The 25,771-nt window shown below is 58.9% G+C and carries 23 protein-coding genes; 14 read left to right on the forward strand and 9 right to left on the reverse strand.

The genetic code is table 11. The annotated features are described in order from the left end of the window. Positions 1 to 31: 31 nt before the first annotated feature. The 3 genes from AC13C0_RS12985 to AC13C0_RS12995 all read left to right on the forward strand — a co-directional run bounded on the left by AC13C0_RS12985 (position 32) and on the right by AC13C0_RS12995 (position 1,472). Positions 32 to 730, forward strand: coding sequence for a lysophospholipid acyltransferase family protein (locus AC13C0_RS12985; protein ID WP_117620370.1), 699 nt, complete (start codon positions 32 to 34; stop codon positions 728 to 730). Between the two features lie 95 nt (positions 731 to 825). After that, on the forward strand, positions 826 to 1,068 hold the full coding sequence (locus AC13C0_RS12990) for a GlsB/YeaQ/YmgE family stress response membrane protein (RefSeq protein WP_117618732.1): 243 nt from the start codon (positions 826 to 828) through the stop codon (positions 1,066 to 1,068). A gap of 2 nt (positions 1,069 to 1,070) precedes the next feature. After that, positions 1,071 to 1,472, forward strand: coding sequence for an MAPEG family protein (locus AC13C0_RS12995; RefSeq protein WP_117618731.1), 402 nt, complete (start codon positions 1,071 to 1,073; stop codon positions 1,470 to 1,472). A gap of 89 nt (positions 1,473 to 1,561) precedes the next feature. Here AC13C0_RS12995 and AC13C0_RS13000 read toward each other — a convergent pair whose 3' ends face one another. Further along, positions 1,562 to 2,002 carry an OmpA family protein gene (locus tag AC13C0_RS13000; RefSeq protein ID WP_482954521.1) on the reverse strand — a complete coding sequence of 147 codons (441 nt, stop codon included), beginning with the start codon at positions 2,000 to 2,002 and terminating at the stop codon, positions 1,562 to 1,564. Positions 2,003 to 2,229: 227 nt separating this feature from the next. Between AC13C0_RS13000 and AC13C0_RS13005 the strand changes: the two genes are divergently transcribed. Together AC13C0_RS13005 and AC13C0_RS13010 are read left to right on the forward strand one after the other, a co-directional pair. Beyond that, entirely contained in the window at positions 2,230 to 3,684 is a 1,455-nt protein-coding gene (locus AC13C0_RS13005; protein ID WP_117618729.1) for a rhomboid family intramembrane serine protease, read from the forward strand. Positions 3,685 to 3,925: 241 nt separating this feature from the next. Next, entirely contained in the window at positions 3,926 to 5,161 is a 1,236-nt protein-coding gene (locus AC13C0_RS13010; protein WP_227539265.1) for an alginate export family protein, read from the forward strand. Positions 5,162 to 5,259: 98 nt separating this feature from the next. Here the strand turns inward: AC13C0_RS13010 and AC13C0_RS13015 are convergent, their stop codons facing one another. After that, a complete protein-coding gene (locus AC13C0_RS13015; protein ID WP_341580810.1) occupies positions 5,260 to 5,901 on the reverse strand; it encodes a c-type cytochrome in 642 nt (213 codons plus the stop codon). 191 nt (positions 5,902 to 6,092) lie between these two features. Then, on the reverse strand, positions 6,093 to 7,547 hold the full coding sequence (locus AC13C0_RS13020; RefSeq protein ID WP_482954522.1) for a hypothetical protein: 1,455 nt from the start codon (positions 7,545 to 7,547) through the stop codon (positions 6,093 to 6,095). A 351-nt stretch (positions 7,548 to 7,898) separates the two neighbouring features. Between AC13C0_RS13020 and acnA the strand changes: the two genes are divergently transcribed. After that, on the forward strand, positions 7,899 to 10,661 hold the full coding sequence (gene acnA, locus AC13C0_RS13025) for an aconitate hydratase AcnA (RefSeq protein ID WP_117618726.1): 2,763 nt from the start codon (positions 7,899 to 7,901) through the stop codon (positions 10,659 to 10,661). A gap of 117 nt (positions 10,662 to 10,778) precedes the next feature. Here the strand turns inward: acnA and AC13C0_RS13030 are convergent, their stop codons facing one another. After that, a complete protein-coding gene (locus AC13C0_RS13030) occupies positions 10,779 to 12,350 on the reverse strand; it encodes a GAF domain-containing protein (protein ID WP_482954523.1) in 1,572 nt (523 codons plus the stop codon). Beyond that, the gene (locus AC13C0_RS13035; protein ID WP_341580806.1) at positions 12,337 to 12,447 is read right to left on the reverse strand and encodes a hypothetical protein; all 111 of its coding nucleotides are present in this window, start codon (positions 12,445 to 12,447) and stop codon (positions 12,337 to 12,339) included. Before AC13C0_RS13035 ends, AC13C0_RS13030 begins: the two co-directional genes overlap by 14 nt. Before the next feature lie 365 nt (positions 12,448 to 12,812). On the opposite strand from AC13C0_RS13035, the gene AC13C0_RS13040 reads away from it, so the two are divergent. The 5 genes from AC13C0_RS13040 to AC13C0_RS13060 all read left to right on the forward strand — a co-directional run bounded on the left by AC13C0_RS13040 (position 12,813) and on the right by AC13C0_RS13060 (position 17,796). Further along, complete coding sequence (locus tag AC13C0_RS13040) at positions 12,813 to 13,133, forward strand: DUF2288 domain-containing protein (protein WP_117618724.1); 321 nt, start codon at positions 12,813 to 12,815, stop codon at positions 13,131 to 13,133. A 12-nt stretch (positions 13,134 to 13,145) separates the two neighbouring features. After that, positions 13,146 to 13,517 carry a PA4575 family protein gene (locus AC13C0_RS13045; RefSeq protein WP_117618723.1) on the forward strand — a complete coding sequence of 124 codons (372 nt, stop codon included), beginning with the start codon at positions 13,146 to 13,148 and terminating at the stop codon, positions 13,515 to 13,517. Between the two features lie 29 nt (positions 13,518 to 13,546). Then, positions 13,547 to 14,455, forward strand: coding sequence for a LysO family transporter (locus AC13C0_RS13050; protein WP_117618722.1), 909 nt, complete (start codon positions 13,547 to 13,549; stop codon positions 14,453 to 14,455). Positions 14,456 to 14,560: 105 nt separating this feature from the next. After that, positions 14,561 to 15,520 (forward strand): ABC transporter substrate-binding protein, encoded by a 960-nt coding sequence (locus AC13C0_RS13055; RefSeq protein WP_117618721.1) that lies wholly within the window; start codon positions 14,561 to 14,563, stop codon positions 15,518 to 15,520. Then, positions 15,517 to 17,796: a PhnD/SsuA/transferrin family substrate-binding protein gene (locus tag AC13C0_RS13060; protein ID WP_227539264.1), complete on the forward strand. Its 2,280-nt coding sequence runs from the start codon at positions 15,517 to 15,519 to the stop codon at positions 17,794 to 17,796. The genes AC13C0_RS13055 and AC13C0_RS13060 overlap by 4 nt, the downstream gene beginning before the upstream one ends. Here the strand turns inward: AC13C0_RS13060 and AC13C0_RS13065 are convergent. The 3 genes from AC13C0_RS13065 to AC13C0_RS13075 form a co-directional block, all read right to left on the reverse strand. Next, positions 17,766 to 19,382: a Na/Pi cotransporter family protein gene (locus tag AC13C0_RS13065; protein WP_482954524.1), complete on the reverse strand. Its 1,617-nt coding sequence runs from the start codon at positions 19,380 to 19,382 to the stop codon at positions 17,766 to 17,768. The genes AC13C0_RS13060 and AC13C0_RS13065 overlap by 31 nt on opposite strands. A gap of 69 nt (positions 19,383 to 19,451) precedes the next feature. Next, complete coding sequence (locus AC13C0_RS13070) at positions 19,452 to 20,660, reverse strand: cyclic di-GMP phosphodiesterase (RefSeq protein ID WP_117618719.1); 1,209 nt, start codon at positions 20,658 to 20,660, stop codon at positions 19,452 to 19,454. Next, the gene (locus AC13C0_RS13075; protein WP_117618718.1) at positions 20,657 to 21,466 is read right to left on the reverse strand and encodes a TatD family hydrolase; all 810 of its coding nucleotides are present in this window, start codon (positions 21,464 to 21,466) and stop codon (positions 20,657 to 20,659) included. The genes AC13C0_RS13070 and AC13C0_RS13075 overlap by 4 nt, the downstream gene beginning before the upstream one ends. A gap of 129 nt (positions 21,467 to 21,595) precedes the next feature. Between AC13C0_RS13075 and AC13C0_RS13080 the strand changes: the two genes are divergently transcribed. Next, positions 21,596 to 22,426 carry a polyphosphate kinase 2 family protein gene (locus AC13C0_RS13080; RefSeq protein WP_117618717.1) on the forward strand — a complete coding sequence of 277 codons (831 nt, stop codon included), beginning with the start codon at positions 21,596 to 21,598 and terminating at the stop codon, positions 22,424 to 22,426. A 17-nt stretch (positions 22,427 to 22,443) separates the two neighbouring features. After that, positions 22,444 to 23,715: a D-amino acid dehydrogenase gene (locus tag AC13C0_RS13085; RefSeq protein WP_117618716.1), complete on the forward strand. Its 1,272-nt coding sequence runs from the start codon at positions 22,444 to 22,446 to the stop codon at positions 23,713 to 23,715. 38 nt (positions 23,716 to 23,753) lie between these two features. On the opposite strand, the gene AC13C0_RS13090 is transcribed toward AC13C0_RS13085, so the two are convergent. Then, a complete protein-coding gene (locus AC13C0_RS13090; protein WP_117618715.1) occupies positions 23,754 to 24,476 on the reverse strand; it encodes a tRNA/rRNA methyltransferase in 723 nt (240 codons plus the stop codon). Between AC13C0_RS13090 and AC13C0_RS13095 the strand changes: the two genes are divergently transcribed. Beyond that, on the forward strand, positions 24,475 to 25,746 hold the full coding sequence (locus AC13C0_RS13095; protein ID WP_482954525.1) for a methyltransferase: 1,272 nt from the start codon (positions 24,475 to 24,477) through the stop codon (positions 25,744 to 25,746). The two genes, AC13C0_RS13090 and AC13C0_RS13095, sit on opposite strands and share 2 nt — an antisense overlap. Positions 25,747 to 25,771: the final 25 nt, after the last annotated feature.

Consider the following 25,771-nt stretch of genomic DNA (forward strand, 5'->3'; position numbering starts at 1 on the left):
GCGCCATAATTTGGTTGCAGAGTTGTGTTACATGGGCGTTATCAGAAAATTCCTGGCGTGGTTGAGCGTGCCGGTCATCTGTCTGTTTGCGATGGTGCTGTATGTTGCCCGGCCATTCAACCCGGACAACAACCGTTTGCTGGGCTGGGCTGTGGCCCGGGTGGGCAGGGCACTTCTTGGCATGGAAAGGCCCCTCGAAGGGCGCGAGAACATACCGACAGGCCGGCCCACCGTGGTCATCGCCAACCACCAGCACAATGACGATCTGTTCGTGATAGGCGATCTGCTGCCACCGCGCACGGTGACTGTTGGCAAATCCGCACTGGTCTGGGTGCCTTTCTTTGGCCAGGTGTTCTGGCTCGGCGGCAACGTTATCCTCAACCGGGGCCGGTCCCACAAAGCCGTTGCCGTCATGCAGGCCACCGCCAGCGCCATCGCGGGAGACCGGAAAAGCCTCTGGGTGTTCCCGGAAGGAACCCGTAGCCGGGGCCGCGGACTCCAGAAATTCAAGAAAGGTGCCTTTCACGCCGCTGTCGCATCCGGGGCCCCCATCACCATGGTATGCATCCAGCAGTACCGTGATAAGGCCATTGGCTGGCGCGGCCGGCGTGAGTCGGTCGCCGTCCGGGTTCTGCCTCCGGTAGAGACGGAAGGCCTGACCATCGGGGATATTCCCGAGCTGACGGCGCGCTGTCACCGGCAAATGGCGGAAGCCATTGCCACCCTCTGATCCGGCCACCGGAAGTGCTTGAAGCACCAGCGGAAACAGGGCAGTCTTTGCGGGAATAATCGTTTCGTTCAACGACCCTCAGGGAGAGGCAAGAGATGAATCTGATTCTGTTTCTGATTATTGGTGGTGTCGCCGGCTGGCTGGCCGGACTTATCATGAAAGGCCGGGGCTTTGGTGTTCTGGCCAATATCGGTATTGGTATTGTTGGCTCGTTCCTCGGCGGCTTTGTGTTTCGCCTGCTGGGGCTGGCGGCCCAGGGTGCCGTCGGTGAGTTGGTGACGGCAACCGTTGGCGCAATCCTGCTGCTGGCCATCGTTAGCGCAATCAAGAAGGCCTGAGCATGATCGTACCCGTAACCGGAGTGTTTGCCGCAGTTATTGGTATTCTTCTGCTGGTATTGTCGGCCCGGGTTGTCAGGTTCCGCCTGAAATACCGCAAGGGACTTGGCGTTGCTGATGACCGGGATTTCGAGGCCGCGGTGCGGGCTCATGCCAACCTGATTGAGTATGCCCCCCTGGGTTTGATCATGCTGGCTATCGCAGAGCTCAACGGTGTGGCCAGTGGGTTGATCTACTGGACAGGTATGGCGCTGGTCGTCGGCCGCCTTCTCCATGCCTGGGGCATGATCAATGGCCGCGGTGGACTCCATAAGGCCCGGATGATCGGCATTCTGCTGACCTGGTTGGCGATACTGGTTGCTGCGGTATTATTGCTGTGGAATGTCTGGCAGGTTTACGGCTGAAGCTACGGTCACTGGCAGGAACGGCGGAGCGACAGAGGCGGAGTTACAGAGAAGGAGGCGAGGCCCCCTTCTTTTCGTTCGAGAGGCTGCTAGAGAGCCTGCGCCACATCCAGGGTCAGGTATTCCAGTTCAACGCGTCGATTGGCCGCATGGTCTTCCGGGGTTGCCAGTGGGCGACCCGCGCCCCAATGGGCCACCAGAATCCGGTGCTCTGGGACGCCTTCCCGCACCAGGGTTTTTGCCACCGCGTTTGCTCTCAACCGGGACAGGAACCGGTTGTAGTCTTCCGGGCCAAAGTTGTCCGAGTGGCCATGGACCCTGATACTGACTGAAGGATGCTGCCTGAGGTAGGCGGCATGCTGTTTCAGGAACGCCAGGTCTTCACTGTCCAGAGAGTGCTTGTTGAAGCCGTAATGAAACTTCATCCGGTGTGGTCGCTTGCTCCCGGCCTCAAAGGCCGAAGGGGTGAAGCCGGCTGCAATCGCTGCTTTGGCAATTAGCTCCGGGTTGTCCAATACGAGTATGGTCATCTGAAGAATCCTTGTTTCGGGTATCCGGTTTTTCTTGTTATTCCTGTTCACTATTGGCGGGAGCAGGAATAACGGCAATTGGCGAATGGTCGATAAGGGAGTGTGCACATTTCCGGTATTGACCCGGGGCGACCTTTGCACCGGATTCCATTTGAACGCGAAAAGAAGGCGTGGCTGTGGTAAAAAACACACTTTCCGGGACAGATTATGATGAATTGTGACCGCCCATGCTGATTATCCCCGCCGAAAACGCGATCAACTGGAAGCGCCCGCCCTGGGTCACCCTGGGTCTGATGATGGCGAGCCTGCTGGTTTTCCTGTTCTACCAGGGCGGCGACAGCCGCAAGCTTGAACTGGCGGTTGAGCAATATCTGGATGCCGAGCTCCACGTTCTGGAAGCACCGGCGTACGAGGATTATCTGCAACGCCAGATCCGGTTCGAAGGTGAGCAGAGCCGGATTTACGAACTCCAGCGGTTCCAGCAACTCCGGGAGGCAAACGAGAACGTCTGGCTGGCGGCCAACCTGTTGCTGGACCGGGAGTTCCACCAATACTTGCTGCGCAACCAGGATGTGATCTGGGCGCAGGCTGAGCGGGCCTACTGGCAGGAGCAGCGCAGTGCCATTGAGCTGAATTACCTCCAGAAGCTGAGTGCCAACCAGCTCGGGCTGGTACCTGCTGATCTGTCACTCCATACCCTGATTACCTACCAGTTCCTGCATGGGGGCTGGGGCCATATCATCGGTAACCTGGTGTTCCTGTTTCTGCTGGGCTTCACGGTTGAGAAGGCTCTGGGGCCGGGTAAGTTTCTGCTTGCCTACCTGATGTGTGGCGCCCTGTCCGGCCTGGTGTTCACTGCGTTCTCCACCGGCAGCTACGTTCCTCTGGTGGGAGCATCCGGCTCAATATCCGGGCTGATGGGCATGTACGTGGCCATTTACGGCTTGCGGAAAATCCGGTTCTTCTACTTCCTGGGTGTTTATTTCAACTATTTCCGGGCGCCGGCCATCGCCATACTGCCGGTCTGGCTGGGCAAGGAAATCTACGATTACTGGTTTGCCGGTGCCACGGGGATCGCCTACATGGCCCACGCCGGCGGCCTGATCGCCGGCGCGAGCCTGGTCTGGCTGCTGGGCAAAAGCTGGCTGCAGGTGCGCGAGGAATTCTTCGAGCCCAAAGAAGAGGAACAGGACGCCCGCTTCACCACCAGCTATGCCCAGGCCATGGCCAGCCTCGGCCGAATGGAGTTTGATCTGGCCCGCCGCCAGTTCGAAGCCTTGCGTGAGCATTATCCGGAGCGGCCCATCCTGCTGGAACATCTCTACCACCTGGCCAAACTCCGGCCAGACCTGCCGCAATACCGCGACCGTGCCAGGGAGCTGATGAATGATGCCCTTGGCCGTCGCCAGCCGGAGCAGACGATTGCCATCTGGCAGGAGTATCTGGCTAAAGGGGAACCTCACCATCCATTAACGGCGGAAGATCATAACCGGGTGCTGTTCAGCAGCCTGAAACAGCATGATCTCAAAGCAGCGGAGAAAGCCTTTGAACGGCTCAGAAGCACCGGTGACGAACTGCTCACTACTGAAGCCTGCCGGCTACTGGCTGAAGAATTTGAGAAACGCCAGATGACGCCCAAGGCCCGCCACTATCAGCAGATTCTGGAAGCCGCGCATTTTTGAGGACTTATCCGCAGATATTAATCATCACGAGCGATTGAGAGGTTAAAACAAGTACCACCATGTGGGTAGGTTGTTATTATTTATAGGTATTTTGGTCTGTTATATGCCGTTTACCGGGTGGTCAGAGCTCTCGGCTGACTTTCATCAAGGTTGGTACGGTTTGAAGCGCCCTAGACTCGCACAGCTTCATCCGCTTCTGTTTGTCAGCAACCCGTTAGCCAGCACACAAGGTACAATACCGATGAAAAAACGATCACTGCTCTTCAGTTCGCGCGCCCGGAAACTGTCGCTGCCGGTTTTGCCGCTCGGCATTTTATTGGTCTCGACAGCGACTCCGGTGGCGTCGCAAAGCATTACCGATGCGCTGACCTCTGGCACAGCGTCGGCTGATATTCGTTATCGCTACGAGTTTGTCGACCAGGACAACCCGCTTGATAATGCCCAAGCCTCCACCATCCGCACACGCCTGGGTTACCGCACTGCTCAGTATCAGGGGTTCGAGTTATTCATGGAGGCTGAGAACGTCACTGCGGTAGGTGATGAGAACTACAACAGCACCGTCAACGGCACCGTTGACCACTCGGTGGTGGCCGACCCTACAGAAACCGAGGTCAACCAGGCCTACCTGCGCTATCGCGGTCTGGCGGATACGACCTTGACCTACGGCCGTCAGCGTCTTGCGCTGGACAACCATCGCTTTATCGGCAACGTTGGCTGGCGTCAGAATGAGCAGACCTTTGACGGGTTCACCGCCATTAACACCTCGCTTCGGGATACACGGATAACCGCAGGCTATTTGTATAATGCCAATCGAATTTTTTCAGATGCGAGTCCGGTGGGTGATTTCCGCATGCGTGCTCCGGTGCTCAATGTTCAGTATGAGGGGCTGGCAGCAGGCACGGTGACGGGTTACGGCTACCTGCTGGACTTTACCGATTTACCCTCTTTGTCTACGCAGACCCTTGGCTTGCGTTTCGATGGAGGAACGGCCATTACCGAGGGGGTTAAGGCCGTTTACACACTTGAGTATGCGCGCCAGAGCGACTACGGGGACAATCCCCAAAGTTTTGATGTGGACTACTGGCTCCTGGACGCAGGACTAGCAGCCTTGGGAGTGACGTTTAAGGCGGGTGTGGAAACCCTCGGCTCCGATGACGGCAATGCGTTCCAGACACCGTTGGCGACGCTTCACGCCATGAACGGCTGGACCGATCAGTTCCTGGTAACCCCGGTGGACGGCCTGCAGGATATCCATGCGTCCGTTGCGACCTCGGTCAACGGGGTCAAGCTGATGGTGGTCTATCGGGACTTCAGTAGTGATAGGAATAGTGTTGATTATGGCAGCGAACTCGGTCTTCGGGCGACGTATGCCATTGATGAGAACCGCAGTGTGGGCGCCAAGTTCGCCAGTTTCTCGGCCGATGACTTTGGTGTCGATACGGACAAGGCCTGGTTGTGGGCCGGAGTGAAGTTCTGATCCGCCATAATTGGTGTTAACTTCAGGCCAGAAAACGATCCCCAGGGGGCGTTTTCTGGTTTTCCGTTCCCACCCGCTCATTATGGAGCTACGCGGGTTTACCTCTCCGTCAGATACTCAGCCAAAGCCTTAATATCCCCCTCTGACAAAGTCGCGGCGATCCCAATCATGGGCGTGCTTTGCTTCTCGGGATCCATGTCCTGAAACCGCTCCAAGGCAATCTCAAGATACTCCGCCGGCTGCCCCGCAAGCCGCGGCATATCACGAAAGCCCTGAGCGTCTTTTTGATGGCACGCCGCACACCGCCCAGCAAATAGCTTTCCGCCTGTTTCTGCCAGGGCCGGGTCGCTACCGGTCCGGGGTTTGGCAGTCTGCTGGCTGTAGTAAACCGCGATGTTAATCCGCTCTTCCAGCGAAAGCGTCTTCGCCAGTTTCGACATCACATAGTCTTCGCGGGTGCCGGCCCGGAACTTTTCAAACTGGTTGAAGAGGTATAGCGGATGCTGTGCCGCGAGATTCGGAATGTAATCCCGCTTGCTATTGCCATCCTCGCCATGGCAATAACCACAGAATCGAATGCGCTCGTGCCCCGCCTCGTAGCTGGCCTGCCGTTTCTCATCATCCGCCATGATGGCGTTAAGCTGGTCCATTGCATCGTCTGTCGAACCCGCAAGTGCGAGGGAGGAGGTTGTCAGGCCAAGCGCCAACACCAGATTCCTCAGGCGAGAACTACGAATCATAAGCCACCTACTGCTACGGGAAGGGCAAAGAATATTCGACCACTCAGATCTCAGCCTTGCCAAATATCAAAAAAACCAGAATAGCTCATCAGGGCGCGGTTCGTGAAGCAGGTCCGGTGTCTCTCTTGAGCTGTCCGTGGTTCCCCCATCCTGGGGTACCGGTTTCCGTTGATTGTCGCTTCCGAATCCACTCACTCCGACACGCTGAAGCGGGCCTTTGGCCCCTTCAGGGGTTCCCGGTTCTCCGCCTGCCTGAGATAAGTCGCAATCTGCTCCTGTAGTGGGTGACTAGCGCATCGCTTCTGGATAAATGTCAGGAAGGCGGTTGCCTTTTCCCACTGGGATAAACCGTTCGCCAGAGTCTGGGCCACCAGCAGGTACGCCGGCGCCAGCTGTTCGCTGTCCGGGAAGCGCTTATGGAAATCCTGCAGCAGCCTCAAAGCCGGTTTGAACTGGCCCCGGTTATACAAAGACCGGGCACAGCGCACGGACAGTTCGGGATCTTCAACCTTGAGACCCGGTTCTGCCTGCTGCAGGGTGTTCAGCAGGGCCGCAATACTTTCACCGTCGTTGCGGTCAGCCAGCCAGCCCAGGATTCTGGGGTGATAGCGGTACAGCTCCGCGGTATCGTTGCGTGCTGTGAGCAGCTGATACAGCTGGCCGATCCGCAGGGCGTTGTCCCGGTCCCGCTTCAGGGCTTCCTTCAGCATGCTCTGAACCCGGTCGTAGTTGCCGTTTTTCAGGTTCATGTCGATGTCTGCGTCGAAACGTGCGGTACGATCCCGCTGATGGGTATCCTGGCCGGCGGCTTCATCCTGAATGTCCGAGGCAAATCCCAGCTCTTCCTGATACTGGAACAGCAGGTAACCGAGCATGTGGAACAGGATCAGGGTGAAGGTACTGTTCAGGAAGCCGGCCAGGGGCCGGGCCGCCCACACCGGGAAATGACTGACGGCAAAGTCCTGGGCGGCGCCGGAGGCGAGGGTCAGCAGGATCAGGTAACCGTAGAGCAGAAAATACGGTGAGCCAATCCTGGAGATCAGCACCGCCAGATTCATCGGATTCACCGCCGCCCCCACCGAGCGCTCCATGGCCAGCACCATGATGCTGGCCGGCAGCGCCAGGATCACAAAAGCCAGGGCCAGCAGCATCAGGATCGGGCCGCCGAGCATGGTCGCAGCAGTCACCAGTCCGCCCATCAGAACGAAAACCAATAGCTGCAGGATGACAATGTCAAAACCGCTGCCGGTGAACGCGACGGACACCGGGGGTGGTTTCAGGTGGCCTTCCGCGGTGTGATTGATGACCGCATAGGTGTACTTGAACAGGGCAAGCGCGAGCACCAGCCAGATCACAATACCAATCAGGTTGGCCGGCGCGATCACCGGCACCAGGGTGAAAATGGAGACAACGATCAGTGGATCGGTATGAAAGGGATAACGGAAAAACGCACCGAGTCGTTGCCAAAAGGGTACCACTTCAGTAGCCGCCCCCAGGTAACGCATGGCCTTGTTGCAGTGGGGGCAGAGTGCGCGGCGCTGCCGGGTGTCGGCATCGGGCATACAGCGGCTGCAGTAGTGAATCTGGCACTCTCCACAGTGCCATTTGGCGGGGTCGCCCGGGTGGTAGTGGCAATCGTGTTTCACAGGTGCGCGTGTCCCGGTCCATCAGAAAATCGGTAGCTCATGATGACAGATGTCGCGGGTGATCGCAGCAAACCAGTTAACAGGCAGGCTATTGTCAGATTCCGGGCGTATTCAACCCGGCAGGTTGTCCGACATTGGTCTGATATTCACCGTACGCATTCCGAACATTCAGCAGCCAGCGGTTGAACTCTCGCAAATTGCTGCAATAGTTAAAGATGGCTATTCCTTCGGGAGTCCTTCCATCAGTCTGTTGTCCGGTTCCGGGGCGGCTTTCCGGCAGGGACGCTGATGAAAGGGCTTCTCAACAAGCCTTCCGGAGTGCGCGGACAACGACGAAAAAGGAGGCACCACATGTCGAATGAAAGTCTCAGCAAAGACAGCCTGAATACCCTTTCCAGCCTCGATGCTGGCGGTAAGACCTTCCACTACTACAGCCTGCCCAAGGCAGCGGACACCCTAGGCGATCTCAACCGTCTGCCTTTTTCCCTGAAAGTGCTGATGGAGAACCTGCTGCGCAACGAAGACGGTACTACGGTCGACCGGAGCCACATCGATGCCATGGTGCAGTGGCTTAAAGACCGCCATTCCGAGACCGAAATCCAGTTCCGGCCGGCCCGTGTCCTGATGCAGGATTTCACCGGCGTGCCCGGGGTTGTCGACCTGGCCGCCATGCGGGAAGCGGTTAAGGCCGCGGGCAAGGACCCGGCCATGATTAACCCGCTGTCGCCGGTGGATCTGGTGATCGACCATTCGGTGATGGTGGACAGGTTTGGTGATGCGTCCTCGTTCAGGGACAACGTGGCCATCGAAATGGAGCGCAACCAGGAACGCTACGAGTTCCTGCGCTGGGGACAGCAGGCCTTTGACAACTTCCGTGTGGTGCCGCCGGGTACGGGTATCTGTCACCAGGTAAACCTGGAATACCTTGGCAAGACCGTGTGGCACAATGAGCAGGGTGGCAAGACCATTGCCTACCCGGATACCCTGGTGGGAACTGACTCGCACACCACCATGATCAACGGCCTCGGCATCCTCGGCTGGGGTGTCGGCGGTATCGAAGCCGAAGCGGCCATGCTGGGCCAGCCGGTCTCCATGCTGATTCCGGAAGTGGTGGGCTTCAAGGTCACCGGCAAGCTGCGTGAAGGCATCACCGCCACCGATCTGGTGCTCACCGTGACTGAAATGCTGCGCAAGAAAGGCGTGGTGGGCAAGTTTGTGGAATTCTACGGCGACGGCCTGAAAGACATGCCGGTGGCAGACCGGGCCACCATTGCCAACATGGCTCCGGAATATGGCGCCACCTGCGGTTTTTTCCCGGTGGATGAGCAAACCATCAAGTACATGCGTCTGACCGGCCGTGAGGACGACCAGCTCGAGTTGGTGGAAGCCTACGCCAAGGCCCAGGGGCTGTGGCGAGAGCCGGGCCATGAGCCGGTGTACACCGACAGCCTGGAGCTCGACATGGGCGAGGTGGAGGCCAGCCTTGCCGGGCCCAAGCGGCCCCAGGACCGGGTCGCCCTGAAGAATATGAAATCGTCTTTCGAGCTGCTGATGGAGACTGCCGAAGGGCCTGCCGAGAACCGTGAGGCCAATCTTGAGTCCGAGGGCGGTGGAACAGCCGTTGGCGCCCAGGACGCTTACTTTGAGCACCCGTCCAGTCAGCCGCTTCACATGAACGGGGAAAAGTTCCGGCTGGACCCGGGCGCGGTGGTGATTGCCGCTATTACCTCCTGTACCAACACCTCCAATCCGAGCGTGATGATGGCCGCGGGCCTCATCGCCCAGAAAGCCGTCGAGAAAGGTCTGAGCACCAAGCCCTGGGTGAAGACCTCACTGGCACCCGGTTCCAAGGTGGTCACCGACTACCTTCGGGTAGGGGGGTTCCAAGACGATCTGGACAAACTGGGGTTCAACCTGGTGGGTTACGGCTGCACCACCTGTATCGGTAACTCGGGGCCGCTGCCCGAGGAAGTGGAGCAGGCGATTGACGATGGCAACCTGACCGTGGCCTCGGTGCTTTCCGGCAACCGCAACTTCGAGGGCCGGGTGCATCCGCTGGTGAAGACCAACTGGCTGGCCTCGCCGCCCCTGGTGGTGGCCTATGCGCTGGCCGGCAACGTCCGTCTGGATCTGTCGAAGGATTCCCTGGGCACGGACAAGGACGGCAATCCGGTGTACCTGAAAGACCTCTGGCCCAGCCAGCAGGAGATTGCCGAGGCCGTGGAGAAGGTGAAAACCGACATGTTCCGCAAGGAGTATGCGGAAGTCTTCGACGGCGACGCCACCTGGAAATCGATCAAGGTGCCGGAAAGCAAGGTGTATGAGTGGTCCGACAAGTCCACCTACATCCAGCATCCGCCGTTCTTCGAAGGCCTGGGTGAAGAGCCGGAAGCCATCGAGGATATCAGGAACGCCAACATCCTGGCGCTGCTGGGCGATTCGGTAACCACCGACCACATCTCGCCGGCCGGTTCCTTCAAGCCGGACACCCCTGCCGGTAAATACCTGCAGGAGCATGGCGTCGAGCCGAAAGACTTCAACTCCTACGGTTCCCGCCGGGGCAACCACGAAGTCATGATGCGTGGCACCTTCGCCAACGTACGGATCCGGAATGAGATGCTCGATGGCGTGGAAGGCGGTTTCACCAAATTCGTGCCCACCGGCGATCAAATGCCGATCTACGACGCTGCCATGAAGTACCTGGAGCAGGGTACGCCGCTGGTGGTGATTGCCGGCAAGGAATACGGCACCGGTTCCAGCCGGGACTGGGCCGCCAAGGGCACTCGCCTGTTGGGCGTGAAAGCCGTAGTGGCCGAATCCTATGAGCGCATCCACCGCTCCAACCTGATCGGGATGGGCGTAATGCCGTTGCAGTTCCCCGAAGGCACGGACCGCAAGAGCCTGAAACTGACCGGTGAGGAGACCATCAGCATCGAAGGCTTGTCGGGCGATATCAAGCCGGGCCAGACCCTGAAGATGACCGTGGAATACAAGGATGGTTCAACCGAGACCTGTGAGCTGAAGTCACGGATCGATACCGCCAACGAGGCGGTATATTACCGGCATGGCGGTATCCTGCACTATGTGGTGCGGGAAATGCTCAAGTCTGCCTGAGCGTAAGCCAGCCTGAAGATTGGCTGGCTTACAAAAAACCGGCAGCGTTCGCCTGGGCAAACTTCTGGAATGCCCGGTCCCGGACATTATTCTCCGGCACACCGGGCCCCTGATGCCTCACCTCCACAGCTTTTCGATATCGGGCAGGTCGTCTATCAGGTGTCTGAGCTGATCGCTGTTGCGCCGGACAATGTCCAGCATCTGGATGGTTTTTTCGGTCAGCGGCCCGGTGACACCGCCCAGAATCAGATCCAGTGATCCTGAAATCGAAGTAAGCGGTGTCCGCAGTTCATGACTCACGGTGGAGATGAACTGGTTTTTCATTTCATCGATCTTGTGGCGCTCGTTAATGTCGGCAATGTAGCCGTGCCAGAGGACGCTGCCGTCGGGCAGCTTTTCGGGCTTGGCCTGATCTTCAACCCAGTGCCAGCCCCCGGTTTTCCAGCGTATGCGGTATTGATGTTGCCAGTTACCGAGGGTTTCAGCGGAGACCCGAATGGATTCTGAAACGCCGGCAAGGTCCTCCGGGTGAATTCGCCCGAATACTGGAGCTGCATCTGTCGCGGCTTCCTCCGCAGTGACGTCATAAATGTCCTGAATGCCGGGGCTGGTGTAGGGAAAGGTGCTGTGGCCGCCGGGCCAGAGCCGGTATTGGTAAAGCATGCCGGGTGTCTGGGTTACCAGCTTGTTCAGGGTTTCCGAATGCTGCTGCTGATAGATGGTATCGGCAACCCAGCGTGCCAGCAGGGTGACGAACATTTTCTCGGTGGCACTGAACGGCCGGCTTCTGGGGTGCCGGGCGGAGAAGTTGATGGTCCCGAAAATTTCGCCGTCAATCCAGACGGGCGCAGCCAGGTAGCTTTCCAGGCCGAAGACCTGATAGCACGTGTGAGCGTGATAAGGCGACTGGCCCATGTTGTCTATGGCGAGAACCTGTCCGGTTTCCAGCATCAGCGAGCAATAAGTGCGCTCCAGGGGAAGCGTGTTGCCATTGGCAAGGGTTCCTTCCAGGCGCGTGAAATGCCAGTGAACGGTGTTAGCGCGGCCGGTAATCCGGCTGACGATCCCGGTCTCAAGGCCTAGGTAGTCGCAGGCAATTTCCAATGCTCTGGTGGCTCTCTGGCCGGCATCGCCCTCCGTATCCAGGGCGACCTCGGTCAGAATGTTCAGGGCCCGATTGCGCTCTTCGTAGTAGTTGCCCAGTTCCCCGAGCCCGAATTCGCGTTCAACCAGATCGGCCAGATCCCGCAGGGTGGCTTTATCGCCCCCGGTGAAGGTCCTCGGTCTGTTATCGATTACGCACAGGGTGCCTACCCGGTGACCGTGCCGGTCGTGCAGCGGAGCACCGGCGTAGAATCGGATGTTCGGATTCCCTGTCACCAATGGGTTATCGGCGAACCGCTCATCGTTCAGGGCGTTTTCGATAACCAGGGGTTCCTCGCGAAGAATGGCATGGCCGCAAAAGGAAATATCCCGGGCGGTTTCCGGGGTTTCCAGTCCATACCGTGACTTGAACCATTGTCGGTTACGGTCGACCAGCGACACCAGGGCGACCGGAACGCCGAAAGTCCGGGCCGCAAGCCGGGTAAGCCGATCAAATCGCTCCTCCGGCGGTGTATCGAGAAGCGCAAGCTCATCAAGGGCTGACAGGCGATGCGCTTCATCGTGCGGCAGATCAGGCGTTTTCATGGTGGCCTCCGCTTTCCGGCGTTTCAGTATCCGTTACGGGCAGCTCCACCCGGAAGTGCGCGCCCTGCTGATAATAGTAGCCCACCTCGCCATCCATCAGCGTGGCCAGCTCCCGGGTAATGGCCAGGCCAAGACCGGTGCCGGCTCCAGTCAGATCCGGGCGGGCACAAACCTGGTTTCATTGGGCGGAGAATAGTGGATTTTGCATGTGTGGCAAAACACCTTCATCAGGAGAATTGATTTGGCTTCGCTTCACAGATAAGCGGCGATGTCTCGGCTCTCTGGTTCGGCGGGCACTTTTGGCTTGCCGGAGCTTGGGGCAGCGGCCAGATCCCAAGCCATTCGACCCCATGACCCTGGCAGAACAGATCGCCGAGATTCTGGCAGATGCGGCAGGGGACAATTTCCGGTAGTCTGGCCGGTCTGAGCCATCGTTTCCATCGTTTGATGAAAGAGGTAATTATGTCATCCTCCCCGTCCCGGGACGAACTGAAAGCGAAACTGAATCTCGAGACCTCCCGCATCCACTGGCATGACCTGCAAACCTATTTTGCCCGGGGCCAGGTGGTGATGGTGGCCCCGGAGCTGGATCTGCTGAAGGTCGCTACCGAACTGGCAGCCGACAACAAGCCCCGTTTTGAACAGTGGATGACTGAGGGCCAGGTTGGCGAGGTTGCGCCTGACATCGCGCAAGCCTGGTACGACCGCAATGCCGAACTATGGGCGGTGGTTGTCGCGCCCTGGGTGCTGGTTCAGGAACGGTCCGGCCATGTTCTGCACTGATCGGCCGGCACCATGAAACTCCACTATTTTCACGGTCGCGGCCCGCTCAGGGAGCTTGTGATGGTCAGGGATGGCCATCGTATAGAGCTGCACATCCGCCCTGTCGGCAACGGTCTCTGGGGGCTGGTGGCTTTGGCAGGGCCAGACCAGGGTCGCCCCGACGGCCAATTCTGCCGTGGCCCCTGGAAAACCCAGGCCCGTGCCGAATCGGTATTGCGCAGTGTCGCGGGCACTATGATGGGCAAGGGTTATGAGCCCCGCCCTGGCGATTATGCCGTCTGGTCCGTTACTGCCCAGCGATTGGCCCGAAGGATCGGGACGGCCGGGGGCGAGCAGGCAGGCAGACCTGACGCCGATTCCGACCAGTTCGATCCCCTGGCCTGATAGCCTCCTTTCCCCCTTTCGAGGACACCATGCTGACCGGAGCATTGCTTATCCTGGCGCCCCTGTTCCTGGGGTTTGCCCTTTCCCTTGAAAATCGCAGGCTCATGACGGTGATTCATTATACGGTCGAGACACTGGTCTGTTTCATCCTGGCGCTGCTCGGCCTTGGCCTCGGCCAGATGGAGGGCCTGGCGGCCCAGCTTGGTGGCATGGCAACACAGGTTTTGGCACTGGTGCTGGTCCTGTTTGTCGCAAACATGGTTGGTCTTTGGCTGTTCCACCGCTGGCAGCCGATGGCGGTTGAGCGTCCGGAGGGCGATGTCAGTCCGGGTTACCGCCGGCTGTTTCTCGCCGGCCTGAAACCCTTGCTGGCGGTGATGGCCGGCCTGCTTGCCGGATATTACCTGTTGCCGGACATGCCGATGGCGGAACAGGTAGCCACCTGGGCTCTGATGCTGCTGCTTTTTCTCATCGGGCTCCAGTTGCGCAACGCCGGCCTGTCACTGCGCAAGCTGCTGATGAACCGCCAGGGTCTGGGTATCGCGCTTACTCTGACGCTAAGCTCACTGGTGGCAGGAGTTGCGCTGATGCCGTGGCTGGGCCTGTCCTGGCACGATACCCTGGCCCTGGTGTCCGGTTTCGGCTGGTATTCGCTGTCCGGTATCGTGATTGGCGATGCCCTGGGTCCGGCCTGGGGCGGTGTTGCTTTCCTGAATGACGTTCTCAGGGAGATTGTCGCACTCGCCATCATTCCCCTGCTGATTGCCGGCCGGCCGGCAATGGCGATTGGCTACGGCGGTGCAACAGCCATGGATTTCACATTACCGGTGATCCGAAGCAGCGGTGGCCTGGCCTGCGTTCCAGTGGCCATTGCCTCCGGCTTTCTGCTCTCGTTTCTGTCGCCAGTGCTGATGGGGGTGTTTCTGGCTCTGGGATAAATTGACACGTTGCAAGGCAAGTTGCGGTTTTGCCGGTAATATGTCACACAGTAAACTACCGTCCATCGACAAAAGTTAACTGTCTCCACTTTGCCCGGAAACCCGATGCTGCGCCGTGACTTTCTTGGTTTATCGATAGCCGCCGGTCTCTTTGCGACCGGACTGTCCGGTTGCCACAGGTCCGATCCCCTGGCCTTCGGGGTCCATCCATGGATTGGGTACGAACCGTTGTATCTGGCCCGGGACTTCGGCTGGATGCCGGGGTCTGTGGTTCTGAGTTCCGGCGCCTCCTCCAAGGATTCCATGGCCGGACTATTGTCAGGCAAGCTCCATGGCGCAGCGCTAACGCTGGATGAGACCATCCGGGTCTGGTCGGAAGGTACCGAGCTGGTTGTTGTTGCCGTAACCGATGTGTCTGCCGGTGCGGATGCCCTGATTACCCGGCCTTCTATTACCGGGCTGGCGGAACTCCGGGGTAAACGGATCGCCGTTGAAGTCAATGGAGTCTCCGGCATCATGTTGCTGAAAATTCTTGAGCTGGCAGGTCTTGGCCGGAGCGATGTCGTCCCGGTCGATTTGCCTGTCAGCGAGCATGCGGAGGCCTGGTCCCGGGGTGATGTCGACGCATCGGTATCTTATGAGCCGACTGCGACCCGACTGGAGCGGGAAGGTGGGATCCGGCTTTTTGACAGCAGTGATATTCCGGAAACCATTTTTGATCTGTTGGTGGTCACCCGGGAAACAGCGGACGGAAACCCGGATGCCGTTCGGGATCTTGTCATGGCCCACTTCAGAGGGTTACGGCATCTGGTTCGTAGCATGCACGATGCGGTGTATCGGGTTGCAGACCATCAGGGTATACGACCGGAGGATGTTCAGAGTGCGCTGGCGACTGTGATGCTGCCGGACCTCGCAGCGAACCAGCGTTATCTTTCCCAGGGAGGGCGGGTGGAAACCATGGCCCGTTCTCTGTCGAAGCTGATGCTCAGAACGGGAATGATCCGGAACGAGCCCGGCTTTGAGCGTTTGAGTGACCCGTCTTTTCTCCCCAGGAGTCTGCCTTGAAGGCTCGCCGCTGTTCGCTGATCCCGATGCTACTGGTTGCCACCGGGTGCCTGACCGCCACCGTTGCCAGTGCCCGGGAAACACTGACATTCGGTATCTTTGCCTATCGGCCCGACAACATTATCCGTGAGCGCTTTGAGCCTCTGGCCCGTTACCTCTCCGGCGAGGTGGGCTCAGAGGTAAGGTTGGAAGTGCTCAGTCAGGGCAATATGAATCGCGCAGTTGCCGCGAACGAGCTGGACTTTTTTCTGACCAATCCGAGTCACTTCCTGTTGATCCGCAGTGAACGCAGCCTGACCGGCGTATTGGCTACTCTCGTCCGACGTTCCGGAAACCGTTCCACTTCCAGCCTTGGCGGCGTCATTTTCACCGGCGCTCGGCACCAGGACATCAACAGCCTTGAGGATCTGCGGAGCAAAAGCATTGCCGCGCCGGGGATGCATTTTCTGGGTGGATACCAGGCTCAGGTTCTGGAATTGCAGGATAACGGCATTGATATCCGCAAGGTGAATCTGGTTCGGTTTCTCGGTACTCACGACAGGGTGGTCCGGGCGGTATTGGCAGGCGATGCGGATGTCGGTTTTGTGCGCACCGGCATTCTGGAGCAAATGGCGAAAGCCAACCCCGATCTTTTTACGCAAATCAAAATCCTGAATCGGCAGGAATTGGCGGGTTTTCCCTACGTTGTCTCCACACGCCTCTACCCGGAGTGGCCGCTGGTGGCTTTGCCCCACGTAGACGAACGAGTTGTCCGCCGGGTTGCATCGGCGCTGTTTGCCATTGAGCCGGAAGACGAAGTTGCGGTGGCGGCCGGCATTACCGGGTTTTCCCCGCCCGCGGATTATCAGTCCGTGGAATACCTGGCCCGAACGCTGCGCGTGGCACCCTACGACCAGATGCCACGGGTCACCTGGCTGGATGTTCTGCACCAGTATCGTCTCTGGGTTTTCACGGTTGCGGTTCTGGTTATTCTGTTGCTTGCCAGCTCCTTATGGCTCGGCAAGAGCAAGCGTCGGCTCGCGTCGGAACAGAAACGTCTGAGACGGCTGATTTCTGGTTGGCCACAGCCGGCGTTGCTTATAAAGGGGGGTGTCTTTGTCGATACCAACCGTGCAGCGGCCGATCTGCTGGGGTACACCACAAGCGTTTCACTGTACGGGAAGGATCTTGCGGTCTTCTCTCCCGAATTTCAGCCTGATGGGCAGATATCCCGGCAGAAAATGGAGCAGATAAATACCCGGGTGGGTGATGGCCATGTAGAGCAGTTTGAGTGGCTGCTCCACCGCTCCGACGGTTCTGAGGTCTGGGTGGATGTCACCATGGCGCCGGTTCACGGTGAGGGTGAGCAGGAAACCTTTATCCTTTGCTCCTGGTACAACATCACAACGAGGAAACAGGCCGAGCAGCGTCAGCGCCTTGCCGCGAGTGTGTTTGAATACGCCCGTGAGGCGATCTTCATTACGGACAGCCACGGTATGGTGATCGATACCAACGATGCCTATCTTGCCATCACAGGTCGCCCACGGAAGCGGACCATTCAGCGTTTACCACCCTTGCCGCTGGATGAGGGCAGTGGCGTTTTTTCCAGTGCCTGTGCACAGGGGTTCTGGTCCGGTGAGTTTGCCGCCAGGCGTCACAGCGGTGAGCCCCTGGTCCTTTCGATGACGATCAGCAGCGTTCGTGACGATCACGGCAAAGTCTCCCATTTTGTCGGAATCTTCAGCGATATTACGCGCCTGAAGGAGCAGGAGCGGAAACTTCGGATCATGGCCCACTACGATGCCCTGACGGGGCTGCCAAACCGGGTGCTGTTTTCCGACCGCCTGCAGCAGGCCATGGCCCTGACTCGCCGGCAGAGTGGCAAACTTGCGGTGATCTATATTGATCTTGACGAGTTCAAGCCGGTCAATGATGCTTTCGGCCACGAGGCAGGCGACCAGTTGCTGGTTGAGATTGCCTCACGAATGCGCGCTGTGCTCAGGGAAGAGGACACCCTGGCCCGATTGGGAGGTGACGAGTTCGCGGCCATCGTCATGAATGTCCAGGATGAGGCAGCGCTACAGGGTTTGCTGGTACGTCTGCTTGGCCGGATAGCGGAGCCCACGTGGGTGATGGATCACAGCGTGGAAGTATCGGGCAGTATTGGCTACACACTATTCTCGCAAGCCGCTGATCTGGAAGGTGACCAGCTTTTGCGCCAGGCGGATCAGGCCATGTACCAGGCCAAACAGAGGGGGCGTAACTGTTACGTCCGGTTTTCCGGTCCCTCTGACTGAAAATCGCCGTTGAGCAGAACGGACGAAGGGCGCCAGGCCTGGGACTTGTACCACTGATCAAAGAGCCGCCGCACCGAGCTCAGATCGTCCAGGGTTCGCTCCCCGGCAATCGCAGGTAATTCCCGTGTCACGATCATGGCAAGCATTCGGGATTTGAGTACGTGGTAGACCTTTTCGGTTTCCCCGAACGTCTCCGCTGATACTGCCTCCGAGGCTACCATATCCCGGAGCAGCCCCATAAAACGTTCCGTTTCTGCCGAGAGCGGGGTTAACTGCGGCAGTTTCCAGGCGCGCCGCAACTGGAGGAGTGCCGGAGCCAGATTCGTGGCCTCGGCGAGATACCGACAGGTGCGAATGGTCTGGGTCAGGGTATCCACGGTTAATGGCAGCATTTTTTCAGCGCGCAGCCGGGAGACATACTCGGTAATCGCGTTGTTAAGACTCAGAACGGCTTCTGACTTGGCGCGGATCTGATCCGGCATCAGATCTTCCCGGTCCAGGCATACCCGCAACAATCCCCGGCTCATGCCCAGCAGACGCTTCATTTCCTGGTCTACCGCGCCAACAGCCAACTCAGGCGTTGTTATCAGGGTATTGTCCAGGAAGCGAGGTTCGGCGCTATCTTCCTCCCGGCTCCGAAACCGGCGGCCAAGAATCCGCGCAAACCTCGGCAACAGCGGAAGCATGATGGCAGCGCCAAGCAGATTGAAAAGGGTGTGAAAAATGGCAAGGGACATGGCGGCGTTGGTGTCGAGTGCCAGCCAGATTGTAACGGTGGTCACCAGCCAAAGCATCAGCGGTAGAATCAGCACCGCAATAGTGCCGGTTACCAGATTGAAAATAACGTGGCCCAGGGCAAGGCGTCTGGCGTTGGCTGTTGCCTTGAGAACGGCAATGGCCGCGGTGGAAGTGGTGCCGAGATTGGCTCCGATGACGGCAGCGGCAGCGTCCTGTAGTGATAAGAGGTCGCTGGCTGCCGCACTGAGTATGATGGCCAGGGCTGCGCTTGAGGATTGCATCAGAACGGTGGCGAGAAACCCGAAGAGAATGAAAAGTGGCAGGCCGAAACCACTGTCGAGGACCTCTGTGCTGTCAAAGCCGAGGGTTAACTGGCCGAGGGATTCCTTGAGTATCGAGAGCCCCAGGAAAAACAGCGCGAACCCCGCCAGTGCTTCCCCCAGGGACCGGTTTCGCTGTTCTCGGCCCAGTAATTTCATCGCCATCCCGGCGGCCAGAAGAGGCATGGCAAAAGCCTCAATCTTGAAGCCAAACCCCACCAGGCTTACCAGCCAGCCGGTCATAGTGGTGCCGACGTTTGCGCCAAAGACAACGCCAAGTGATTGCGCAAGGCTCAGTAAGCCGGCGTTGACAAACCCGATGGTGGCAACCGTGACGGCGCTGGAAGACTGAACGATCCCGGTGATTAGAACGCCTGCCGCGAACCCTCTTAGTGGCGTCTTGGTCCAGTGGCCGAGCATGTGGCGCAACTGCTGTCCCGCAGCGCTTTTCAGGCCGTTGGTCATCATTTCCATGGCCAGCAGGAACAGGGCGAGGCCGCCCAGAATCTGGAAAAGGGTTGCGGTCATTTCCGGGTATTTGCGTTAAAAGTGACGTTGTGCTGAGCTTAGCAGAGCTTCCGTGGATTTAAACGGTGGTCAGACAAGAAATTTCCGGATATCAATCTTATATTCGTCCGGGTCGACAGACCGCAGTATGCGGTCCTGGATACCGGGTTTGGCGAGGTCAATGGTTTCAACGGGGATCGGCATACGGAACCTGGTGTGGAACATAACCCTGACGGTCGGCAGCCTCTGGTCACTTTCGCTGGTTTCCACCACCACGCCCAGACGGCCACTTTCCAGAAGCACCATAGAGCCCACCGGATAGAGACCGATGCAGCGGATGAACTGCTTTACCAGCTCGGGATCCAGGTGGTCGCCGCTCCACTCCAGAAGCTTCTTCATGCCCTGGGTTGGCGTCATGCCCTTATGGTAGACCCGGTCAGCGGTAATGGCGTCATAGACATCGCTGATGGCGACCATTCGACCATATTCCGAGATTTCACTATCCTTCAGTCCTTCGGGATAGCCAGTGCCGTCAATACGTTCATGATGCTGGGCGGCGGTTATGACAGTCAGTTCGCCAATGCCCTCGGTGGCGGCGAGAATATCCCGTGAATGCCGTGCGTGCAGTTTCATGACCTCGAATTCTTCAGGGGTCAGGCGCCCGGGTTTATGCAGTATCTCATCTGGCGTGAGGATCTTGCCCAGGTCGTGGAGCAGCGCGCCAACAATGGTCTGGTGCAGAACGTCGGCTGGCAGGCCACGGTAATTTCCGAACAGTGACATCAGAACACTCAGATTGACCGAGTGTTCCAGGAGGTAATTGTCCTTCTCCCGAATGCGACCGAGACAGCTCAGGGCGTTGGCATTCCGAAAAACCGAACGCTGGAGTTCATCCGCCAACTGGTGGATCGGGGCAATGTCGATGGCGGCGCTCATCTTGACGTTATTCATGAAATCGCCCACCAGCCCCTGGGCCTGGCTGTGAATTTTCCGGGCAATCACAATTTCTTCAGTAAGCGGAACATGCGGACGCAGACCCGGCGCCTGCTCGCCCGCACGCTGGAGGGCGGATTCGTTTCGGCGATCCACTTCGGAGGCGGTTTCGGAGTCCTGGGTGTCGGCACCTTTAGAGGCGTCGATATAGACAAACTGCACCCCCATCCGGCGGATTTTCTCAATGGTTTCCTCCTTTTTGATCACGCCGCGCTTGCGCTGGGTGTTATGAGGAATCCAGTCATTGTTCAGGTCGCTGATGTACATGCCGACCTTCAATGCCGAGATAGGAATGCGTTTGATCATTGTCCGGGGAAAAACGTCTGCAGGCTGTTTTTGTAGGTCCGGGTAATCACGTCATCCAGCGGCAGGTGTTTCACCTCTGCGATTTTTTCCGCGACAAACGGCAGGTAAAAAGGCGCGTTTTCTTTGCCACGGTAAGGGACCGGGGTGAGAAACGGTGAGTCGGTTTCCAGCAGGATCTGATCCAGGGGCGCCATGCGGACAATGTCTCGCACGTTTTCCGCCTTGTTGAAGGTGGTGATGCCGTTGAAACCGAGGCACCAGCCCTGATCCAGCGCGTATCGTGCCAGGCCTGGCCCGGAGGTAAAGCTGTGAATCACGCCACGGCGTTTGAGGCTGGCCTCGAACTCACTGAGGATGGCGATGGTGTCCTCGTCTGCCTCCCGGCTGTGAATGACCACAGGGCGGTCGGTATCGCAGGCAATCTGAAGCTGGCGCCGGAACACCTGGCGCTGAACTTCCCGGTCGGCGTTGTCATAGAAGTAATCCAGTCCGATTTCACCAATCGCCACGATTTTCTCGTCACCGGCATGGGCGCGGATTTCGGCCTCCACCTCATCAGAATAGCTTTCGGCGTCATGGGGATGAATGCCTTGCGTGCCATAGACCCAGGCGGCAATCTGGCTGAGCTCACGAACACGGGCAAGGTTGTCCGGGGACACGGCAATGGTGATCACTTTCTCGATGTTGACCTGTTGCGTCTGCTCCAGGGTCTCCTCCAGGGGGCGTTCCCTGAGATAATCCAGATGGCAGTGGGTCTCGATGATCGGGTGACCAAATACGGGAATCTCACGACGTTTTTTACTCATTACCGGGCACTACACTCCATCACAACCGGTGCTAAGGCTGCTATTCTGAGAATTGGCTCACGCAAGTTTACCAGCTTGTACGATTGCCGGCCTGCATTAGATTGATAGGGAGTTCCACGGAGCATCTTGATGACGTTATCGGCGTTTGCCCGTTCCTTTCTTTTTGACGCCAACAAACCCAGGTTCCGGGATTACCCGACGCTATTGGATGATGGCGAGAACCTTCCCGCGCTGGAAACCAGCCTGGAGCAGATTGGTGAATACCAGCGCCGGTTGTGGGCCAATCGGGCAAGGGCCTTACTACTGGTTGCACACGGCCCCGACACCAGTGGCAAGGACAGCCTGATCCGTACACTGGCAACCTACGCGGATCCTGCCGGTTTTCACGCCTGGTCGTTCAGCCGGCCCCAGGGCGCGGAAACCCGCCATGATTTTCTCTGGCGGGTAATGCCATTTTTACCGGGCTTCGGCGAGATGGTGGCGTTCAATCGTAGCCATCACGAGGCGGTCATCGCCGAAAGGGTGTGGCCGGTTCACGAGCCGGAAAGCTACAACTGGCAGAACCGGTACCACTCCATCCGGAACTTCGAGGGCCACCTGGTGGAGGAGGGCACCACGCTGATCAAAATCTGGCTCAACCTGTCCGAAGACGAGCATCGCCAACGGCTTCTAAAACGTCTCGACAAACCCCGCAAACGCTGGAAGTTCGATAAGTCGGATATCGATGGCTGGGAGAAGCGGGGCCAATACGAGGCCTTTGCCGAAGAAGCCATGGCCGCGACCCACACCGGGAAAGCGCCTTGGTTCATCGTGCCCGGTGACAGGAAACCCCAGGCCCGGGCCGTCGTTGCAGCCGTGCTGGCGGAACAGTTGCAGCGGCTGGCTCCGGAATACCCGAAAGAAGACGAGGGCGTGCTGGACGAATACCGCCGCCTGTTGGCCAAAAACGGCGTGAAGTAAACAAGACGGAGAGGCACATGCACATTGTTGTTGTCGGTGGCGGCGTAGTGGGAATGACCACCGCCTATGAGCTGAATCGCCGGGGTCACAAGGTTACGGTACTGGAGCGCCACAGCATTGCGGGAAACGAAACCAGCAAGGGCAACGCGGCCCAGCGTTCCTACGGTGTGGTCTACCCCTGGGCAGATCCCGCCATGGTATTCAAGGCGCTGCCCTGGCTATTCAAGCAGGATGGCCCCCTGAAACTGCGGGTGCCACCTTCGGTGGAAACACTCAGATTCCTGTTCGCCACCCTTCGTTACGCCTGGTCTCCGGGGCTGTTCGGGCTGAACCGGCGCGCCATGCTACGCCTCGGTATCCACAGCCGTGAACGTTTTCTGACACTGGAGAGGGAGCTCGGTCTGGCGTTCGACGGCGCCCACCAGGGTCTGCTGCACCTGGCCAGTACGCCGGAGGCACTGGAAGGCTACCGGGCCACCCACGATTTGCTGAACGAGCTGGGCATCCCATCCCGTTTGCTTACTCCCGAGCAGGTCCGTGAAGCGGAACCCGGCATGGCCGGCAACGGCCCCCTCTACGGCGCCCTGAGCTACGACACCGATGGCACCGGCGATTGCCACCTGTTCGCCCGGGAGCTGGCGAAAGCCTGTGAGGAAAAGGGGGTGGTCGTTCGCTACAACGTGGAAGCGGAAAAGCTGATCGCCGATGACCACAAGGTCAGTGCAGTTTCAGTCAGGACAAGCGATGGGGGTATGGAAACCCTGGAAGCGGATGCCGTTGTGATCAGCGCCGGATGCTGGTCCAATCATCTGGTTCAGCCCATGGGCCTGGAACTGCCCATCTATCCGGTGAAAGGTTACAGCCTGACGGTTCCGTTGAAAGACCCGGAACGAGGCCCGGCCTCCACCATTCATGACGACAACTACAAAGTGGTGTCCACCCGTCTGGGGAATCGTTTACGCGCCACCGGCTTTGTCGAGCTGGCCGATTTCAACCGGGATATTCCCGAAGCCCGACTGGCAACTATCAGAAAGTCGGTCGAATCCCGGTTCCCCGGCTGCGCCGACCTCGACGCCGCAGAAACCTGGACCGGCTTTCGCCCCATGACGCCGGACGGCCCGGCGATCATTGGACGAGGTCCCCGAGACAACCTCTACCTCAACACCGGCCACGGCACGTTCGGTTGGACCCTGTCCGCCGGCAGTGCAGATGTCATCGCCCAGGTAATCGAGGGCGAGGAACCAGCCATCTGTCTGGATGCCTTCCGCCCAGGAAGATTCCAGGAGTAGTTTCAATAAATCGGTGCGCGCAAAAGGCCCGGGAGGGCTTATCCGGCTGGCTTCTTCTCAGAAGCTGAGCGCGCCTGAGAGCCAAGCGCGCGCTCGACGTTAGAGCACAGCGTATGAACAAACCCGATATCCCGATCGGACAACAACGGCAGCCGTTCGAAAACCCAGTGGGACAGTTTTCCCTCAGGCGGCGTGTCCAGCTTCGGCAGTAACGACTCAAGCCGGCTCCTGAGCGCACCGAGACGGCTTTCTTCGGCGTGTTCGTGCTGGACACCATAGGCCTCGGAAAGCCCCGACATTTCCCAGGCATAGAGCATCACCGACTGGGCGAGGTTCAGGGAGGGGTAGGCCACCTTCATGGGAATGCCGGTCAGCAGGTCGCAGAGCGCCAGTTCCTCATTGGACAGCCCCCGGTCCTCACGGCCAAACACCAGTGCGGCCCGGGCAACAGAGGTGCCCTTGCTGGCCAGAAGCTCCCGCAGTTGCGCGGGCGCGTGCCAGTCCCGCCGCTGGTGCCTTGGCTTGGCGGAGGTGCCCATCAGCAGGTCCACGGAGTTTCTTACCGCGGCCAGATCGGGGAAAATGCGCGCACTGTCCAGGATATGATCGCTGCCATGGGCCAGCCAGTGGGCCTCCGGCCGGGTGTGCAGGTCGGAGTTGACCAGCCAGAGCTCGCCGAAGCCCATGGTGCAAAGGGCCCGGGCGGCCGCTCCGACATTTTCCGGAACCTTGGGTTCAACAAGTACAAAGGCCAGTTGCATGACGTTACCTCCGGCGGCGAGTTTACACCACGGCGCGGCATCTTTTTACCAGCGATGGCAACAGCTGAACGACTGGCTGTTGCAGCACCGCGAGTTCTGGCAACCGGCCCCGTTCATGAATCCGGAACCGGCCTGGACCCGGCGTTATCCGGAACTGGCCGCCATGGTGGCGGGGCTTTCTGATAGCGACTGCGAACATCTGGATGAGGCCCCGGATGAACTGGCGAGGCAGGCATCCCGGTTTGTGCCGTCGCTGACAGGTTATGCCGAACTGGTCCAGGTGCCGCAGCTCTCGCCCTCCGGGGACAAGGTGGCAGAAGCGACTCTTCCGGAAGTCCGGGCAACCGATATGCCGGGTCGAAAGCGGCTCCAGTCCGGCGCCTTTGCAGCCTCACTGGCGCCTCTGGAATATCCGGCCCTTGACTGGTGCTGCGGCAAGGGGCATCTGTCACGGACACTGGCACCGTTTTGCCCTGGGACACAGGGTTACGAATGGAATCCGGAACTGGTCCGCGACGGCAATCGCCTGGCCCGGCAGTTCGGGGACCCGGTGTCGATCTCATGCCAGGATGTCATGGCTTCGGAACTCACGCTTCCAGACAATCTCCACGGCGTTGCCCTGCATGCGTGTGGGGATCTGCACCGGCAGTTACTGCGCCGAGGCAGCGAAATGGGGCTGCCCAGGTTGAGCGTGTCACCCTGCTGCTACCATCTGACCGGCGAAGACCTTTATCGACCGCTTTCGGAGCGAGCGACCGGCCATGACACGCTGCTTCAACCGAGCCGGATTGACTTGCGGCTGGCGGTTCAGGAAACCGTCACGGCTCCGGCACGAGTGCGTGAACAGACCCGGCTGGTGAGCCAGTGGCGCCTGGGTTTTGATGGCTTGCAGCGCCACCTGCGAGGGTGCGACGAATATCTCCCGGTGCCTTCCCATCCGGCCCGGCTGATGAACGAAGGGTTTGCGGCCTTCTGCCGCTGGGCGGCGGACAGGAAACAGCTGGCTTTGCCCGGGAATACGGATTTTGATGCCTGGCTGGACCTTGGTGCGCAGCGCCTGGCGCAGGTTCGCCGCCATGATCTGGTGCGGCATCTGTTCCGGCGCCCGCTGGAACTGTGGGTAGTTCTGGATTACGCGATTTTCCTGGAAGAGCAGGGCTATCGGGTACGGCTGGGCCATTTCTGTGAACGGGCACTGACACCCCGCAACCTGCTGATCGATGCCGTCAGGGTTCCCGGTACTCCACCCGTTCAACACAGCCTTCCCTGAAATACACGTAGGCCCGTTCATGCAG

It is taken from the genome of Marinobacter sp. B-21, assembly GCF_056857895.1.

Bases quoted from the DNA above. Each gene is read 5' to 3' on its own strand.
- AC13C0_RS12985 (WP_117620370.1), top strand. From the start codon at position 32: ATGGGCGTTATCAGAAAATTCCTGGCGTGGTTGAGCGTGCCGGTCATC.
- AC13C0_RS12990 (WP_117618732.1), top strand. From the start codon at position 826: ATGAATCTGATTCTGTTTCTGATTATTGGTGGTGTCGCCGGCTGGCTG.
- AC13C0_RS12995 (WP_117618731.1), top strand. From the start codon at position 1,071: ATGATCGTACCCGTAACCGGAGTGTTTGCCGCAGTTATTGGTATTCTT.
- AC13C0_RS13000 (WP_482954521.1), bottom strand. From the start codon at position 2,002: ATGACCATACTCGTATTGGACAACCCGGAGCTAATTGCCAAAGCAGCG.
- AC13C0_RS13005 (WP_117618729.1), top strand. From the start codon at position 2,230: ATGCTGATTATCCCCGCCGAAAACGCGATCAACTGGAAGCGCCCGCCC.
- AC13C0_RS13010 (WP_227539265.1), top strand. From the start codon at position 3,926: ATGAAAAAACGATCACTGCTCTTCAGTTCGCGCGCCCGGAAACTGTCG.
- AC13C0_RS13015 (WP_341580810.1), bottom strand. From the start codon at position 5,901: ATGATTCGTAGTTCTCGCCTGAGGAATCTGGTGTTGGCGCTTGGCCTG.
- acnA (WP_117618726.1), top strand. From the start codon at position 7,899: ATGTCGAATGAAAGTCTCAGCAAAGACAGCCTGAATACCCTTTCCAGC.
- AC13C0_RS13030 (WP_482954523.1), bottom strand. From the start codon at position 12,350: ATGAAAACGCCTGATCTGCCGCACGATGAAGCGCATCGCCTGTCAGCC.
- AC13C0_RS13035 (WP_341580806.1), bottom strand. From the start codon at position 12,447: ATGGATGGCGAGGTGGGCTACTATTATCAGCAGGGCGCGCACTTCCGG.
- AC13C0_RS13040 (WP_117618724.1), top strand. From the start codon at position 12,813: ATGTCATCCTCCCCGTCCCGGGACGAACTGAAAGCGAAACTGAATCTC.
- AC13C0_RS13045 (WP_117618723.1), top strand. From the start codon at position 13,146: ATGAAACTCCACTATTTTCACGGTCGCGGCCCGCTCAGGGAGCTTGTG.
- AC13C0_RS13050 (WP_117618722.1), top strand. From the start codon at position 13,547: ATGCTGACCGGAGCATTGCTTATCCTGGCGCCCCTGTTCCTGGGGTTT.
- AC13C0_RS13055 (WP_117618721.1), top strand. From the start codon at position 14,561: ATGCTGCGCCGTGACTTTCTTGGTTTATCGATAGCCGCCGGTCTCTTT.
- AC13C0_RS13065 (WP_482954524.1), bottom strand. From the start codon at position 19,382: ATGACCGCAACCCTTTTCCAGATTCTGGGCGGCCTCGCCCTGTTCCTG.
- AC13C0_RS13070 (WP_117618719.1), bottom strand. From the start codon at position 20,660: ATGATCAAACGCATTCCTATCTCGGCATTGAAGGTCGGCATGTACATC.
- AC13C0_RS13075 (WP_117618718.1), bottom strand. From the start codon at position 21,466: ATGAGTAAAAAACGTCGTGAGATTCCCGTATTTGGTCACCCGATCATC.
- AC13C0_RS13080 (WP_117618717.1), top strand. From the start codon at position 21,596: ATGACGTTATCGGCGTTTGCCCGTTCCTTTCTTTTTGACGCCAACAAA.
- AC13C0_RS13085 (WP_117618716.1), top strand. From the start codon at position 22,444: ATGCACATTGTTGTTGTCGGTGGCGGCGTAGTGGGAATGACCACCGCC.
- AC13C0_RS13095 (WP_482954525.1), top strand. From the start codon at position 24,475: ATGACGTTACCTCCGGCGGCGAGTTTACACCACGGCGCGGCATCTTTT.
- AC13C0_RS13090 (WP_117618715.1), bottom strand. From the start codon at position 24,476: ATGCAACTGGCCTTTGTACTTGTTGAACCCAAGGTTCCGGAAAATGTC.